The organism is Pseudoalteromonas luteoviolacea (assembly GCF_001696455.1).
GTDB lineage: Bacteria > Pseudomonadota > Gammaproteobacteria > Enterobacterales > Alteromonadaceae > Pseudoalteromonas > Pseudoalteromonas luteoviolacea_C.
Genome location: NZ_MAUJ01000016.1, coordinates 40,551 through 55,386 on the forward strand (window position 1 = coordinate 40,551; position 14,836 = coordinate 55,386).

At 44.4% G+C, this 14,836-nt stretch carries 13 protein-coding genes; 12 read left to right on the forward strand and 1 reads right to left on the reverse strand.

Annotated features, from left to right (window positions below):
- The first annotated feature begins 298 nt into the window (after positions 1–298).
- The gene (locus A7985_RS23890) at positions 299–2,251 is read left to right on the forward strand and encodes an AsmA family protein (protein ID WP_065792924.1); all 1,953 of its coding nucleotides are present in this window, start codon (positions 299–301) and stop codon (positions 2,249–2,251) included.
- Here A7985_RS23890 and A7985_RS26670 read toward each other — a convergent pair.
- Positions 2,229–2,381, reverse strand: coding sequence for a hypothetical protein (locus tag A7985_RS26670; RefSeq protein ID WP_176716802.1), 153 nt, complete (start codon positions 2,379–2,381; stop codon positions 2,229–2,231). The two genes, A7985_RS23890 and A7985_RS26670, sit on opposite strands and share 23 nt — an antisense overlap.
- A gap of 72 nt (positions 2,382–2,453) precedes the next feature.
- On the opposite strand from A7985_RS26670, the gene A7985_RS23895 reads away from it, so the two are divergent.
- The 11 genes from A7985_RS23895 to A7985_RS23945 all read left to right on the forward strand — a co-directional run bounded on the left by A7985_RS23895 (position 2,454) and on the right by A7985_RS23945 (position 14,759).
- Complete coding sequence (locus A7985_RS23895) at positions 2,454–3,218, forward strand: SDR family NAD(P)-dependent oxidoreductase (protein ID WP_065792925.1); 765 nt, start codon at positions 2,454–2,456, stop codon at positions 3,216–3,218.
- A gap of 222 nt (positions 3,219–3,440) precedes the next feature.
- Positions 3,441–3,710 (forward strand): phosphopantetheine-binding protein, encoded by a 270-nt coding sequence (locus tag A7985_RS23900; RefSeq protein WP_065792926.1) that lies wholly within the window; start codon positions 3,441–3,443, stop codon positions 3,708–3,710.
- Positions 3,711–3,713: 3 nt separating this feature from the next.
- Positions 3,714–5,015 (forward strand): hypothetical protein, encoded by a 1,302-nt coding sequence (locus tag A7985_RS23905; RefSeq protein WP_065792927.1) that lies wholly within the window; start codon positions 3,714–3,716, stop codon positions 5,013–5,015.
- Entirely contained in the window at positions 5,012–6,103 is a 1,092-nt protein-coding gene (locus A7985_RS23910; protein WP_065792928.1) for a hypothetical protein, read from the forward strand. Before A7985_RS23905 ends, A7985_RS23910 begins: the two co-directional genes overlap by 4 nt.
- Positions 6,087–7,259 carry a radical SAM protein gene (locus tag A7985_RS23915; RefSeq protein ID WP_065792929.1) on the forward strand — a complete coding sequence of 391 codons (1,173 nt, stop codon included), beginning with the start codon at positions 6,087–6,089 and terminating at the stop codon, positions 7,257–7,259. The genes A7985_RS23910 and A7985_RS23915 overlap by 17 nt, the downstream gene beginning before the upstream one ends.
- A gap of 4 nt (positions 7,260–7,263) precedes the next feature.
- Positions 7,264–8,346: a radical SAM protein gene (locus A7985_RS23920; RefSeq protein WP_081310718.1), complete on the forward strand. Its 1,083-nt coding sequence runs from the start codon at positions 7,264–7,266 to the stop codon at positions 8,344–8,346.
- A 9-nt stretch (positions 8,347–8,355) separates the two neighbouring features.
- Entirely contained in the window at positions 8,356–9,342 is a 987-nt protein-coding gene (locus tag A7985_RS23925; protein ID WP_065792930.1) for an ABC transporter ATP-binding protein, read from the forward strand.
- Positions 9,339–10,139 (forward strand): ABC transporter permease, encoded by an 801-nt coding sequence (locus tag A7985_RS23930; protein WP_065792931.1) that lies wholly within the window; start codon positions 9,339–9,341, stop codon positions 10,137–10,139. Before A7985_RS23925 ends, A7985_RS23930 begins: the two co-directional genes overlap by 4 nt.
- A 2-nt stretch (positions 10,140–10,141) precedes the next feature.
- A complete protein-coding gene (locus A7985_RS23935) occupies positions 10,142–10,945 on the forward strand; it encodes an ABC transporter permease (protein WP_081310719.1) in 804 nt (267 codons plus the stop codon).
- 76 nt (positions 10,946–11,021) lie between these two features.
- Positions 11,022–11,948: a glycosyltransferase gene (locus A7985_RS23940; protein WP_065792932.1), complete on the forward strand. Its 927-nt coding sequence runs from the start codon at positions 11,022–11,024 to the stop codon at positions 11,946–11,948.
- A gap of 147 nt (positions 11,949–12,095) precedes the next feature.
- The gene (locus tag A7985_RS23945; RefSeq protein WP_065792933.1) at positions 12,096–14,759 is read left to right on the forward strand and encodes a family 20 glycosylhydrolase; all 2,664 of its coding nucleotides are present in this window, start codon (positions 12,096–12,098) and stop codon (positions 14,757–14,759) included.
- Positions 14,760–14,836 lie beyond the last annotated feature (77 nt).

Here is a 14,836-nt window from a genome sequence, read left to right on the forward strand (position 1 = left end):
AGACTATACAGTTTAGCGAACGGATCATTAAACTGACAAAGGCGAGGATCATACCTAGATCTAGCGCAGTTGCAATGCGCTTTTACTGTTCTTTTTGTCTCAATTTGCTTCGGTACAAGTAAGTGTGATTGTTTTGGCCTATTTCGCACTTTGGTCGAATTGGGGGGGGGATTTCTGCAAACTTGGAGTAACCGCAGAATAGAGGCGAAGTCGAACAGGAATTTACGACTTTTTTGTGGTTTTTTATTCACCTCGCTATGATAATGCATAGAGGTTTATTTCAGTGGAAGGACTGTCGATGAAGGCAATATTGAAAGGTGTTGTGGGTGTTGTTGTGTTCATAGTGGTGTTGTTAATTCTTGCGCCACTCCTGATCCCAACTGAGACGATTGTCTCGCAACTAACATCACAAGTTGAAAAAACAACAGGGCGAACGCTCACGATTTCTGGAGACAGTGAACTGTCTGTTTTTCCAGAGCTTAATATCACTCTGAATCAAGTTGAGTTCGCAAACATGCCCACGGGCAGTCAACCAAATATGCTGTCAATGGAGCAATTGGCTGTGCATATTCCCTGGCTATCTTTGTTGTCTGGTGAGTTTACGCTTGAACGTTTTGTGATTAACAATCCGCAAGTGTTACTCGAGGTCGACACCAATGGACAACCAAACTGGCAGCTTTTCCCAACCGCACCGACTGGAGACAAACAGCCTAGTGAGCGTGGACAGCAAAGTGGTGCAACACAGCTCCCTGCTGGATTTGATATCTCTTTGGGTGAAGTAGCCATATATGGTGGATCTGTGGTTTATAAAGACGCGCAGACGAACAGTGAACAAAAAGTAACGGATTTGGACTTGAGCGTGATGTTGCCTTCATTGCACCAGCCTCTGGCGATCCGCGGAGCGATTAGCTATCAAGCACAGCGTTTTGAATTAGAGTTGGCAGTAGATAATCCAGCTAAAGCCATTCAAAGTGAAGACTTCAAATTCTCCAAAAAACTGAAGAATGAGTTAGTTAATGTAGACTTTAAGGGTGAGGTAGTTGAGCAGGCTAAACGTTTTAAAGGTGAGTTAACGGTCTCGGGCGACTCGGTGAAAGCACTTACAGCATGGCAAAATATTCCATTAGATGCGAAAGACAATGCATTCAATCAGTTCAAAATAAACGGTGAGATGCAATTTGCTGACAGTGTCTTTACTTTGAGTCGATTGAGCGCTGAGTTGGATGCATTGAAGATAGAAGGCAATGCGCGTGTTCACTTGAAAGAACGCCTGTCGGTGAGTGCAGATGTTGATTTGGGCATGCTCGACCTGAACCCGTATTTGCCAGAGCCTGTGAAGGTCGCTGAGGAGACGCCTACCGAACAAGAAAGTACGCCAGCGCAACCTATTGTTTGGGATGATACAGAAATTGACCTTTCTGCACTGAATCAACTTGATGCGAGGTTGCAAGTCCGCTCTACAGGATTAAAAGCACGTAAAATTACACTGGGTGAAAACCAGTTATCTGTTCAACTCGCGCAGGGTAAAGCGCGGGTTTCACTGGATAAGTTTAATGCTTATGAAGGCAGTGGACGCGGTGTAATAGCAGTCAATGCGGCGAAAAAACCCTATGTAATTGAAACAAACTTTGCACTGAAAGCAATCAATGCTGAACCGCTTCTCACGGATGCCGTCGACTTTGACAAAGTGTTAGGTAAGGGCAGTATCAATTGGAATCTAAATACTCAAGGTGTCAGTCAGAAGCAGTTTGTTTCGCGACTTGGCGGGAAATTAGCTTTTGAATTTAAAGATGGTGGTGTAAAAGGCGCAAACTTAGCTGAGATGGTACGCAAAGGCCAAGAAATGCTTAAAGGCAACTTCTCAGGTTTATCAGAGGGCATTAATGCTGATTTTGATCCGGAGCAAAAAACCGATTTCTCTGCACTGACAGGCAGCTTTAGCTTTAATCAAGGGGTGGGTAAAAATACCGATTTGTTGTTGGCGAGTCCGTTGATCCGGGTCACGGGATCGGGCACTGTGGATCTCCCTAAAACCTTTGTTGACTATCGCGTAGTAACAGGGATCGTAGATACGATAGAGGGTCAAAGCAGTCAAGATACCAGCACTGGATTTAAAGTGCCTGCACGTATTAAAGGGCCATTTCATCAAGTTGAAACTAGCTTAGATCTAAGCAGTGCGGCAAAAGATAAAGCAAAAGACACGATTAAAGATAAGTTGAAGGACAAATTTAAGGGGTTGTTTGGCGGGTAGCCCTGTATGGTGTTTCTGGCAGCGGTAGACCATGGCTGTGTACCGCTGCACTTCTCTTCCTACCTTTAATCACCACGACGATATTTCCATCTTTCGCCGCATTTGCGCGTAATAAGATAGAAAAATACATTTTCTCACTTTCTCCTAAGTCCGATCTGTGAATTAATAATGCACACAAATGATTAAAAGGATCTCGAAGGAAATGAATTTATTTGATCTAGATAACCGAGCCGTCATCGTGACAGGTGGAAACAGAGGCATCGGTTTTGCCTTGGCAAAAGGCCTTCATCAGTATGGTGCGAAAGTTATCATCGCGGCAAGAGACCACGCTCGGAGCCAACGAGCCTGTGATGCCATCTCCCCAGACAGTGATCGTGTACTTGCGGTTAAGTGTGATGTGACCTGCACAAAAAGTGTCTCAGTTGCATTTGAGCAGGCACAGGAATGGGCTGGTGGCTTGTATGGTTGCATTGCTAATGCCGGGGTTCGCGGTGCAGGGTGTGCGCTGGATGAGGTGAATGCAACGGCTTGGCGCGCCGCATTCAATACCAATTTAGAAGGCACAATGAACACCTTTCAAGCAGCGATTAAACCACTTAAAGCACAAGGAGAGGGGCGTCTTGTTGCCGTTTCCAGTCTTGCCGCACTGCATGGCAATGCGCTTTTCACCGATTACAGCAGCGCAAAAGCTGGTATTGAAGGTCTTTGTCGGGCATTGGCCATTGAGTTGGCACCACATAAGATCAACGTAAATTGCATAATGCCTGGCTGGGTCGACACCGAGATGAATACTGATATTAAGCAAGATAGGCGGCAGTTTGAGTCAATAAAAAGGTTAAGAGTGCCTTTAAAGCGTTGGGCGTCAGCCGAAGAAATGGTCGGAGCGGTTGTGTATTTGATGTCAGGTGCAGGAAGTTATCACACGGGTGATACGCTACGTATAGATGGTGGCTATCATATCGGTTGACCCGGATAAGCCATCTTTACTCATAAAATTACCTAATTTTTTTATTGTTATTTTTGCAGTTTTTGTTGGCTTGTATTTCATAAGTTCCCGTTTTGACGAGTAATAAACTTACTTAAGTTCCACTATTGTAAATAATGTGTTCTACATGTGATATTTTTGATTGAAAATTGTGCAGCAGTCGTTTAAGTCTATTAAATAGTCTACCCAAAATAGAAAAAAACAATGGAAGCGCAAAAAGTAAACTACTTGTCTGAAATTAATGAGTTACTGTGCACTGTGAAAAATGATCCTAGCCTAGCGGGGCAGGTAACAGAGCAAAGTAACTTTATAGAAGACTTTGGCATTGATTCACTCGATATCGTTGACTTTATGCTGGAACTAGAAAGTCAATTTGATATTGAGGTCGATTTTGATGCGTTTGACTTTGATAATCTCACTTCGGCTAAGCGTTTGGTCGAATATATTCGCTCTCATAGTGTGACAGAGGCGTAAATTGTGCAGGGTCATGTGTATTGGGCGCATTTAGATCCAGAAGCAAGCTGGAACTGTGCAAACAATTTATCTCTGCCTTCGCCTATGGGTGCCAAAAGCGCATTGCATTTAGCCTTGCTGGACGAAATGTTTGTGCCGGCAAGGAGCGAAGATATTGCGTTGACCATGACACCCAAATGCCAAGCATTGCACGAATACCATATAAGTTTGGGTGGGCACTATCGCATCCAATCGGTGTTTGACAGTGCTGAAGCATGGCTGGCAGAAAACACACCATCTTGGCCTAATGTATTCTCATTAATCGCTCAGTCTAGTGAGTCATACTGCCATTTTTCAAAAGTGAATGTGCTCTTATCTTCGCACTTCCAGACGCCATATGCATATTTATCCAATGCACCTACTGCTAGTGAGCAGACATTGCCTGATCTGAAGGCCGTTCAATTTGCCAACAGCAAGTCGACGATAACCCAGCTATGCCAACATATGGAGATCCCCTGTGCAGGCATTGTAATTGATCAAGACAAAGATCTGCATAAATTGCATGAGCTGGATTATCCGTATGTTTTAAAAGAAGCATTTGGTGTATCGGGCAAAGGTGCATATTTGGTTAAAGAATCACGTATCACTGAGCGGTTGCAGCGCCACTTTCACAAGCAAATTGACAGTGGTAAGCATGGGGGGCTGATTGCCCAACCATGGTTAGATATTGAAATAGACTTTTCCAGTCAGTGGTGCATTGATGGGGATGGCGAAATTCGATTTCTTGGCTTGTGCCAAGTTGTTAATAGCGGTTTTAGATTTGCCGGAATTGACCTCAGTTGCAGTGCATTGATGCACACCATCGAGCGGTCTCACTATTTCGAGCATGTGCGATTACTTCTGTCTGCGCTATTTAAGCATGGCTACTTTGGGCCTGTTTGTGTTGACTCAGCAATACTTAAAGATGGCACTGTTTATCCAGTTATTGAAGTCAATGCTCGTGAATCTATGGGCAGTATCGCGATGCGATGGCAACAAAAGCTATCACTGAATGGGCCTATTCGACTGCGTCAGTACGATGTGCAATATCAGTCAGCAATACAGCTAGAAGATATACTGAGTAAGCTGTCCAAGCAGGGCACACTATTTGAAGAGGGCGCTGCAGACGGGGTTGTGCCTTTGACCACTGCGAGCCTGTTATTGCCAACAGACTCAAATTTAGCGAAAGGACGTTGGGTGCAACTTGAATGCGGCGCTCAAAGTAGTGAGTATTATCGCGAGGCGTTGAGTTTATGTTTATCTGAAGTCGGAGCTTCTTTGCTATGAGCAGCTGGCGTGGAGAAAACATACTCATCTTAACGGCATCGAGTGGGCTGGGATCTTTTGCCCCAGCGGTCAGGCTAAGAGCTTACTTACGCTCTGAGGGAGCGGCAACGCATTTGTACTGTCTAGAGCAGTTATTTGATGAGTGTGCATTGAGTAAGCATCAGCAAACGCGTAGTCATTGCCGAGCAAACTTTCGAAAAGCATTGTTACTACAAAAAGTTGTGGAGCAAGGGGGGATCGACCTAAAAAGCATTATCGACCCTGATAAGTTCGACACGATGATGCACATATGGCAGCAAGAGAAATTTACGCGCTGTATTGTATTTAGTGGGTTTTGGCTTTCTATGCTGGCTGTAATGGGGGCGGGATATTCTCCGGTAACAACAATCGATGCGATCCATATGGATGCGGTGCCTTCCAGTTCTTGGCTGCATGCTAACACGCATAGTCAGGCAGTGCGGGCATCGGTCAGGGATATCTATTTATATCAAAAAGACAGCAGCCGTGTTTTCACATTGTATCCTGTTGAGCAACCCCTCGATTGGCAATCACGAACAGCAAGGGTGCTTTGTCATGGCGGCGGCTGGCAAATGGGGGGGTTATCGACTTTGAACACATTGCTTAATCGTGAGGCTATCTATAGCGACATGATTTTACCCGCAGATACAACGCTTGTTTCATCACTATATCAACGCATACTCACAACCGATCCCAATTATTGTCCGTGGGAAAATCTCGACAAACTACCCGACCTGACGATTTTGCCAGAGGCAAATTCAAATGGCCCTCCATTGAACATCAACTTTGAGCAGTTAGCTCAAAGTGCGCCCGCCATCATTACCAAACCGGGTGGGGCGAGTTTACTAGATAGTCTCAATTTTGCGACACCTTTGGTGCTGTTACCTGCGTATGGCGACTATGAAACACAAAACGCCAATACTTGGTTGTCGATGGGGTTTGCCGTGACTTTTGAACAGTGGCAAGACAGCGGGTATTCGTTTGCTTTGTTGCAAGAGTTACACCACAACTTACAGAACCATTCTGGAGTTTCACCGATTTTTGGAGCGTCCAATGAGACCTGCAACTGAGCAAAAAATCACCCGTGAAGAGTTTGCCAGACTCAAGCTGCGGGCTAAGAATATTTCACGTTTAAAGCGACAAAATGACAGCGGTGTTTTTGGTGCGCAAGAAGTCCCTGATCAAGTCGGCATTAAAATGAATAACACCTGCAACTTACGTTGCGCACATTGTTTCGAATGGAATGATGACGGCTACCATCACCATATGGAAAAGCAGCAAGTTCGTGATGAAGTTGATATCGGCTTGATTGAGAAATTGTTGAAACAAACTGAGTCGAGTCAAAGTGCATTTTATCTTTGGGGTGGTGAGCCGCTCATGTATACCAAAATGGTCGAGCTTGCTGAGTTGTTCACGCAGCATCCGAGGTGGCTAACTATTTGTACGAATGGCATGTTAATTAAAAAGCATCTGCCGCATCTACTGAAAATGTCAAAACATTTGGCCATGTTAGTGAGTCTAGATGGTCTCGAGGCTGAGAACGATGCGATCCGAGGAAAAGGTGTATTTGAGAAGGTCGTAAGAGGGATCACCACCTTGTTACAACTACGAAAAAACGGCCAGTACCATGGCAAGGTATCTATTTGTCTGACTTTGCATGATGCCATTGTTGGTAAGCTAGCAGACTTTATCGAGTATTTCTCTGACTTAGGGATAGACAGTATCTACATTGTATTTCCCTGGTATATGCCAGAACAAGTGGCGGAACAGATGGATACTTGGGTGCAAACGCACTTGCCATACAGAGCCAAATACATACATGACTTCAGTAAAGCCAGCTGGCACGGCTATACCCACAAAATTGCGCCAAAAAATATCCCTGCTTTGAAGCGCGAGCTCGGTGAAATAACTGAGCAAACTTGGCCTTGTCGAGTGCGTTTTCATCCCGATCTCAGCATGGAAGAAGTGGAGCCATTTGTCTTGGGAGGAACGATACCAGCTGAAGGGAAACGCAACTGCGCTGCAATTACGCATCGTATCGATGTATTGCCTGGTGGCACAGTCTCTAGTTGTAAGTTTTTCCCTGAATTAGAGGTGGGTAATCTTCAAGCGTTGCCACTTAAAGATATTTGGCAAGGGCGCGCGTTTAATGCATTTAGAGAAAAGGTACAGTGTGGCCTGATGCCTGTTTGTTCTAAATGTACTCTGTTGTATAGCACTGGGTGAAAACATGACGAACATACTACAAAATCAACTGCCCCTTTGGGTGACATTGCAGCTCACTGACGCATGCAACTTGCGTTGCAAAATGTGCTACGAGTGGGGAGAGAATGGCGCTTATCATGGAAAAAAGCTCGATAGGCTAGAAAAAGACGTCGTGTTTAGAGTGATCGATGAATGCTTACCGGTAAAGCCGTATTTCGCGCTATTTGGCGGTGAGCCTATGATGTATCCGTGGTTTGATGAGGTGGTTCATCGCATTCGCAAAGGCGGCGCGCGCGTGGATATTCCCACCAATGGCATGTTTTTAAAACGAAAAGCGGAAAAGCTTCTGGAGTCTGCGCCCAATCGGATTTGGGTATCTCTGGATGGCCCCCAGCACATTAACGATGAGCAGCGTGGGGAAGGGGTTTATGAAACGGTTCAAGAAGGTGTTGAAACCCTTTTCGAGCTACGTGAAAGTCGAGGTTTAAAAGAGCCGAAGATTGGCTACACCTTCATCGTTACGCCGCTTACGCATCTTTATATCCAAGGTTTTTTTGAGCAATGCCTCGATTTAGATAAAGTGGATCATATCAGTATAGAGTTTCAAACTTTCGCTACTGAGGATGAGCACGAACAGCATCGTCGTTTGTTCAAGCGCTTATTCGATGTCCCAGATACGGCTTGTGCTGAAGGGATGGTCGCGCCACTACATCAATTTTCGATGATGGACTTTAAGGCGATTGAATCACAAATCGCTTGGGTAGAAAAGGAGTGCCAAAAGCGTGGCATTTACTTTGTCTGTTATCCCAAAACTATATCAGCGAACAATTACCGCGCTTACTTCAATAAAGATTACCAAAACCTTGAGGACCGTCGAGACAAGTGTCATTTTCCGTGGATTTATATGGAAGTAGCAGCCAATGGTGATGTGACACCCTGCCATACGTTCTATGACTACGCTATCGGCAATGTGAATGAGCAATCAGTGCAAGAGATTTGGCGTGGCCATAGGATGCAGCAATTACGTAGAGGATTGAGAGGGGAAGGCGGGTTGTTTCCTATCTGCGGCTCATGTGCGCGTTACTATGCCGACCCGAATAAACGCTAAGGGAAAGCTGTGAATGTTATCGAAGTCGAAGGACTGAGCAAAACCTTTAAGTTCTACCGCAAACCTCAAGGATTATCCGCATCATTCAAAAATTTATGGCAGCGGCAGGTGGAATTCAAAGAAGCGGTAAAAGATGTTTCATTTAATATCGAAAGAGGTCAAGTGGTTGCTTTTCTTGGAACTAATGGGGCGGGTAAAACAACGACGATGAAAATGCTCTCAGGGATTTTGCACCCAACCACAGGGAAGGTGAAGGTGTTGGGTCATACCCCTAGCGATAGAGAGGATCAGTTTAAAAAGCGATTTTCTATCTTGATGGGGCAAAAGCATCAGTTGTGGCCAGACTTACCAGCCATAGACAGTTTTGCCCTATGTCAGCGCATTTATGAAATTCCAACGCCACTTTTTCGCCAGCGCCTGAGTCGCTTGTCAGAAGTTTTAGGTGTTTCTCATTTGTTGGACATTCAAGTTCGTCGCCTGTCTTTGGGGGAGCGAATGAAAATGGAGCTGATTGCTGCTTTGTTGCATGGGCCTGAGTTATTGTTTTTAGACGAACCGACCATTGGCTTGGACTTTTTGTCACAGCGTGCTGTGATGCGATTCTTACAGCAGCTTGTAAAAGAAGATAATCTCACAATATTGCTTACCAGCCATAATATGGCAGACATATCGGCATTGTGTGAGCGGGTATTAGTTATTCAAAATGGCCAACTCATTTTCGATGATTGCATTGCAAATTTACAAGATAGCTTGGGCGGATTGCGGCGGATCCATATTGAGAGTGAATCAGCACTACGGTCTGAGCTTCTCAGTCGGTATGGCAAAGTGATCAGTAATGAAGTTCATCGCGCCGAACTTGAAGTGAATGATGGGGTCGCAAATGAGGTTTTACAGCAACTGCTCAAAGACATCATGGTGAAAGATGTACGAATAACCGCGCCTCCGCTTGAAGACAGTTTGGAGCGCTTGTACCAGCGTCAAGGGCAAGTAGCGTGAATAAGTACATGTGGTTACTAGGTATGGGGTTGCAAAAAGCGCTAACTTATCGCGTTAATTATCTAGTCACTATTCTGGCAGCGGCGTTCCCTATCATTTTACAGTGGATGTTGTGGCAATCAATTTATACGTATACTCAAGCAGACAAGTTATATGGCTTGTCTTATTCCGATATGCTCAGTTATGTCGTTCTGGCTGCATTGATGGCGCAAGCCCTGCGTACAGGGTTTGAGTATGACATGGCTGAAGATATTAAAAGCGGCGGTTTAAATCGTTTTATCGTACAGCCATTGTCGTATTTTGGTTACCGGCTGAGTGTGTTTGTTGGCACTAATTTGGGCTACTTTGTTACGACGCTAATCGTGATGGCGGTTGCTTTATGGGTTGCTACGACATACTGGGCGCTATCAATTGATGTGACTCATGTTGCCCTGTTCTTACTCTCAGCTGTCGGCGCTTTTTTTTTACAGTTTATGCTTTTTTATTTACTGAGCCTGACGGCATTTTGGCTCCATGAAGTATGGGCTTTGTTTGAGTCAGTTCGAGTAATCAGTCTAGTGCTGTCTGGAGGGGTGGTGCCGCTGAGTGTCTTTGGGACCTCGTTCGAATATTACCTTAGCTTACTCCCATTTCAATACCTTATATATTTTCCATTACAGACGCTGATGGGTGTACTGAGTACTGAACAAGTGCTGTCAGGTTTAGTGTTGCAACTGTTTTGGACCCTCGGGTTATTCCTGTTGTCCACCGTGGTGTGGCGACGAGGCAGTCGCTCCTATCTCGCATTAGGGGGCTAGCTATGTGGCAGCAGTTTCTGAAGCATTTAAAAATCTATGCGCTACTCATTAAACTCAACGCCATGCGCCAGTTGGAATATCGAGTCAATATTGTACTTGGGCTACTTGTTGAGATTGGATATCTAGGCGTTAAGTTGCTGTATGCCTATATCATTCATGATACTGGTGTGCACATTTCAGGGTTTGCACCTCAGAGCTTATATTTATTTATCGGCACATTCATTTTGATGACCGTCTTTTTTGTGGCCATGTTGCAGTTCAATATCATGGCATTTGACAGGCAGATTATTGAAGGGGAGTTTGACCTCATATTGACCAAACCGGTATCGGCTCAATTCTTAGCGACGCTAAAATATGTTGAGACTTGGATGGTCATACCGAATGTTATCGTTGGGCTTGGATTAGTGGGGTATGGATGGTACGCATCTGGAATCGCATTTGATTTACTCCATGTCGGGTTATATTTGCTGTATGCAGTGCTTGGTGTTCTGACTATGTACTGTGTATTTACATTGCCACTGTTATTAGCATTCAAGTTACACAATATATCCGCGTTTCATAGCTTGATATGGGCTTTGTGGGACTTTAATAATTTACCTCATCGTATTTTTCCTTCACCTATACAAATCATAGGCACTGTGTTTTTCCCCATTTTTTTGATCACTAACTTTTCGCCTTTGGCAATTATGGGGCAGTTAAGCTTAGGAGAAATGATTTGGGGTGCTTTGGCACCATTGTTTTTATTCTTATTGACCTGCTGGGGATGGCGACGCGCTATCTCAACGTATGAAAGTGGGGGAGGATAAAGTGCCAAAAAGTATGTTTGTTTACATCGTTTAAAGTTCGGTTTTGGTATTGGCTAAAGGAGTGATAGGTACATAAATGAATAAAAATCATATTGGCACTATAAAAAAAGGAACAGGCATCTCGGTGATTATCCCAACTTATAACCGCCGAGAGCTCCTAAAAAGAACCTTGGATTCACTCTGCAACCAGATATTAGACACGAAAAATTATGAAGTGATCATCGTAGATGACGGTTCAAGTGATGGCACAGGTGAGATGGTTGCTGCATATAAAGGTAGTGCGAATATTCATTATTTGTACCAACCAGATGAGGGATTTCAGGTCGCAAAAGCTAGGAACAAAGGGCTGTCCAGAGCATGCTTTGATGTTGTACTGTTTCTAGATTGTGGCATGCTTGCCCACCCATTGCTATTGAGCAGTCACCTCGATCGTCACAATAAAACAAACAACTTAGTATTAATTGGCATGTCTTATGGGATTGAAGCTGTGGAGTTGAGTGAGTGTGATCTCATCAAATCGACTGTGGCAGAAAACGACATAAGTACTGTGTTTGAATTGTTCTCAAAAAATCATCAATTAATGGATTGTCGAGGCCGATTTTTTGCTGAGTTTGATTACGACTTAGCGCTGTTTAATGCGCCATGGGTGGTCTTTTGGACAAGTTGCATCAGTGTTTCACGATGTGATGTAGAGCGTGTGGGTGGTTATGATGAGAACTTTTGTGCATGGGGTGGAGAAGATGTTGACCTCGGTTATCGCCTCTATCACCACGGCTGTAAATTTGTTTTAGATCAATCGCTTTTAACAATTCATTACCCCCATGAGAAAGACATCGAAAACAAAGAGCAACAGGCCAAAGGAAATGTTGCCTACTTAATGAACAAGTATTCAGATCAATGGATCGATATGTTGGCGACCAAGAGTTGGTCTGAAATCTGTCACCACTCTTTAAAAATGCGGTGTGGCAGTTATATCCCAAGAGCGAACGTGGATGCAATTTAACACTTTGTTGTCATTAACTAAATTATTCAAGGAACTTGAATGTTTTGAAATTGAAACAAGTTTATAAAACCACTAGATTGATTTGGTTTAGCTATTTTTTAGCCAATTTAATGTTTTAAATTAAAATGATAAAGCAGGATCTGACTTATGCGTGTACATAAAAGAGCATTAACAGGACGTGTTGTAGCTATGTTGTTGCCTTCAATTATGTTGGCAAGCCCAGTGTGGGCAAACAACAGCTTAACCAAAATAAATCAACAGCAACTCGACAGATTAGCCGATACATTAGATGTGAAGTATCGTTTGTTAAGTAACATGCCAGAGCAATGTCCTGGTTCAACAGCAGAGTTTTGTTATCATGCTCAAATAGAGCTCACTAGCCCTTTCACTGTGAATGTTGATGGCTGGAAAATCCTTTACAGTCAGGTATACCCTTCCTCAGAGACCAAAAGTCAGCAGCTTACTTTGCGTCATTTTAATGGCGACTTGAACCATATTGCACCCAATCAAGCATTTAATGGCTTCAAAGCGGGTGAAAGCCAAGTTATCGAGATGTGGGTGGGCAGTTCGTTGTTAAATGAAGGCGAACTGATGCCAAATTATATTTTGACCGCAGACGGATTAGACCCCAAGGTCATCAAAAGTACGCAATCGTATATTGAAGCGGATACTGGGCTAGAGATTAAACCTTATGCTGCCGTCAGTGACAGTGAAAGTGTGATGAAATCTCACCCTGAAGACCAATATGGGCAGCATACTTCGGCGGCTTTATTTGAGAAGTATACCATTGATAACTATCCCGTTGACTCGGTTAAACATGCCATTGTACCCACACCTAATGCCATCGAGGTATTTGAAAGGTCAGCACCCCTTGACCTTAAAAAAGGACTCAATGTACATCTTGTCGGTGTAGAGTATGGTGAGGTGGCTGCGGCTTTGTCTCGCTTGGCTGAATTGGGCGCAAAGCAAAGCCATGAGGGCGTTAAGGTCATCGTGAAAGTCTCAGGCACTGCACAGGGCATGGCGGGCAGCTATCAACTTGATACGCGAAAAGGCAAAGTATTTATTGAAGCGCAAGACAGCGAAGGCGCTTTCTATGGGCTTCAATCGCTGGCAAGTTTGCTGTCATTAGATACCATGCAAGTGCCAGCGGTTAAGGTGGTGGATGAACCTAGATACGAGTACCGAGGTTTACACTTGGATGTGGCGCGAAACTTTCGCTCAAAAGAGTTTGTGCTGCGCCTTCTCGGTAAAATGGCAGCGTACAAATTAAATAAATTACATTTCCATTTGGCAGATGACGAAGGGTGGCGAATTGAGATCCCTGGCCTGCCTGAACTAACCGAGTTGTCATCTCATCGTTGTATTGATTTGGATGATAAAGATTGCCTACAGCCACAATTAGGGTCGGCTTTGAATGCGGGTCGTGATGGCTATTATTCTTTGAGTGACTATCAGGAAATTCTGAACTTTGCTAAGCAACATCACATTGAGGTTATCCCGTCATTGGATATGCCAGGCCACTCTCGTGCAGCTGTAAAAGCAATGGAAAAGCGTTTCTATACGCTGACTAAACAAGGTGAGCATGCCGCTGCAAAACAGTATCTAGTGAGCGACCCTAAGGATGTGACTGAATACCGCTCTATCCAACACTACAACGACAACACGTTGAACGTGTGCATGGAGTCAACTTACGCCTTTGTAGACAAAGTGATTTCGGAAGTGGCTAATCAGCACAAAAAAGCCGGCTCACCGTTAAATATCTATCACATCGGTGCTGATGAGACTGCGGGCGCTTGGATTGAATCTCCGGCTTGTAAACAATTCATCGCGGATAAATCAAATGATGTACACGAAGTCGAAGAGTTGACGGGTTACTTTATAGAGCGTGTGTCGAGAATGATCGCGGCGAAAGGAATAGAAGTTGCGGGGTGGAATGATGGCCTGTCTGAAACGAGACAGGACAAGATGCCAAATAAAGTGGCGTCATATGTTTGGGCGACTTTGCCACAAAATGCGCACAAAGTTGTGAGTGCACATGCCAGACGTGGCTGGGACATTATCCTTGCAACCCCTGATGTTACATATTTAGATTTTCCTTATGAGCTTGATCCTAAAGAGAGTGGCTATAAATGGGGCTCTAGACGTACCAACAGTCAAACTATCTTCGAGTTTATGCCAGATAATTTGCCAGCCAACGCTGAATTTAAGAAAGATACCATCGGTCGCAACTACGTAGCTGATGACCGTACACAGGTCGATGAAAATGGTAAGTTCGTACACCAACCGTTACCTGAAGGGTTCCGTGTGACAGGGATTCAAGGTCACTTGTGGTCTGAAGTTATTCGTAAAGATCACCTTGCTGAGTACATGCTATTTCCACGTTTACTCGCGCTTGCAGAAAAAGCATGGCACCGCGCGAGTTGGGAAGTGCCATACAACTATGCGGGTGAAAAGTATGACCATACGACGAATTTTTTAACTGCTCAGAAGCGTGCGTTACGCGACAGACAGTGGCAGGACTTTATTCATGCTGTTGGTCACAAAGAGCTTGAAAAATTCGATAAGTTAGGTGTGTTTTATCGTATCCCTAATGTAGTTAGTAAAGTGATCGACAATAAGCTACATGCGTCGACTATCATACCGGGGCTACCTATCCAATATCGCATTGGTAACGGTAGCTGGCTAGAGTACACCGCTCCTGTGGATTTAAAGGCTGGCAAAAACATTGAGTTGAGAGCCTTATCTCCGGACAGACGCCGCCCAGGGCGGATTGAGCTGGCTGATATAGAAAATCAATCGAATCTATAAGTTTTAAGTATCAGTAAAGGTGGCGCATCGCAATGCGCCACCATTTCGTACGGTCGTGATTAGAAATAGGTGAGGAT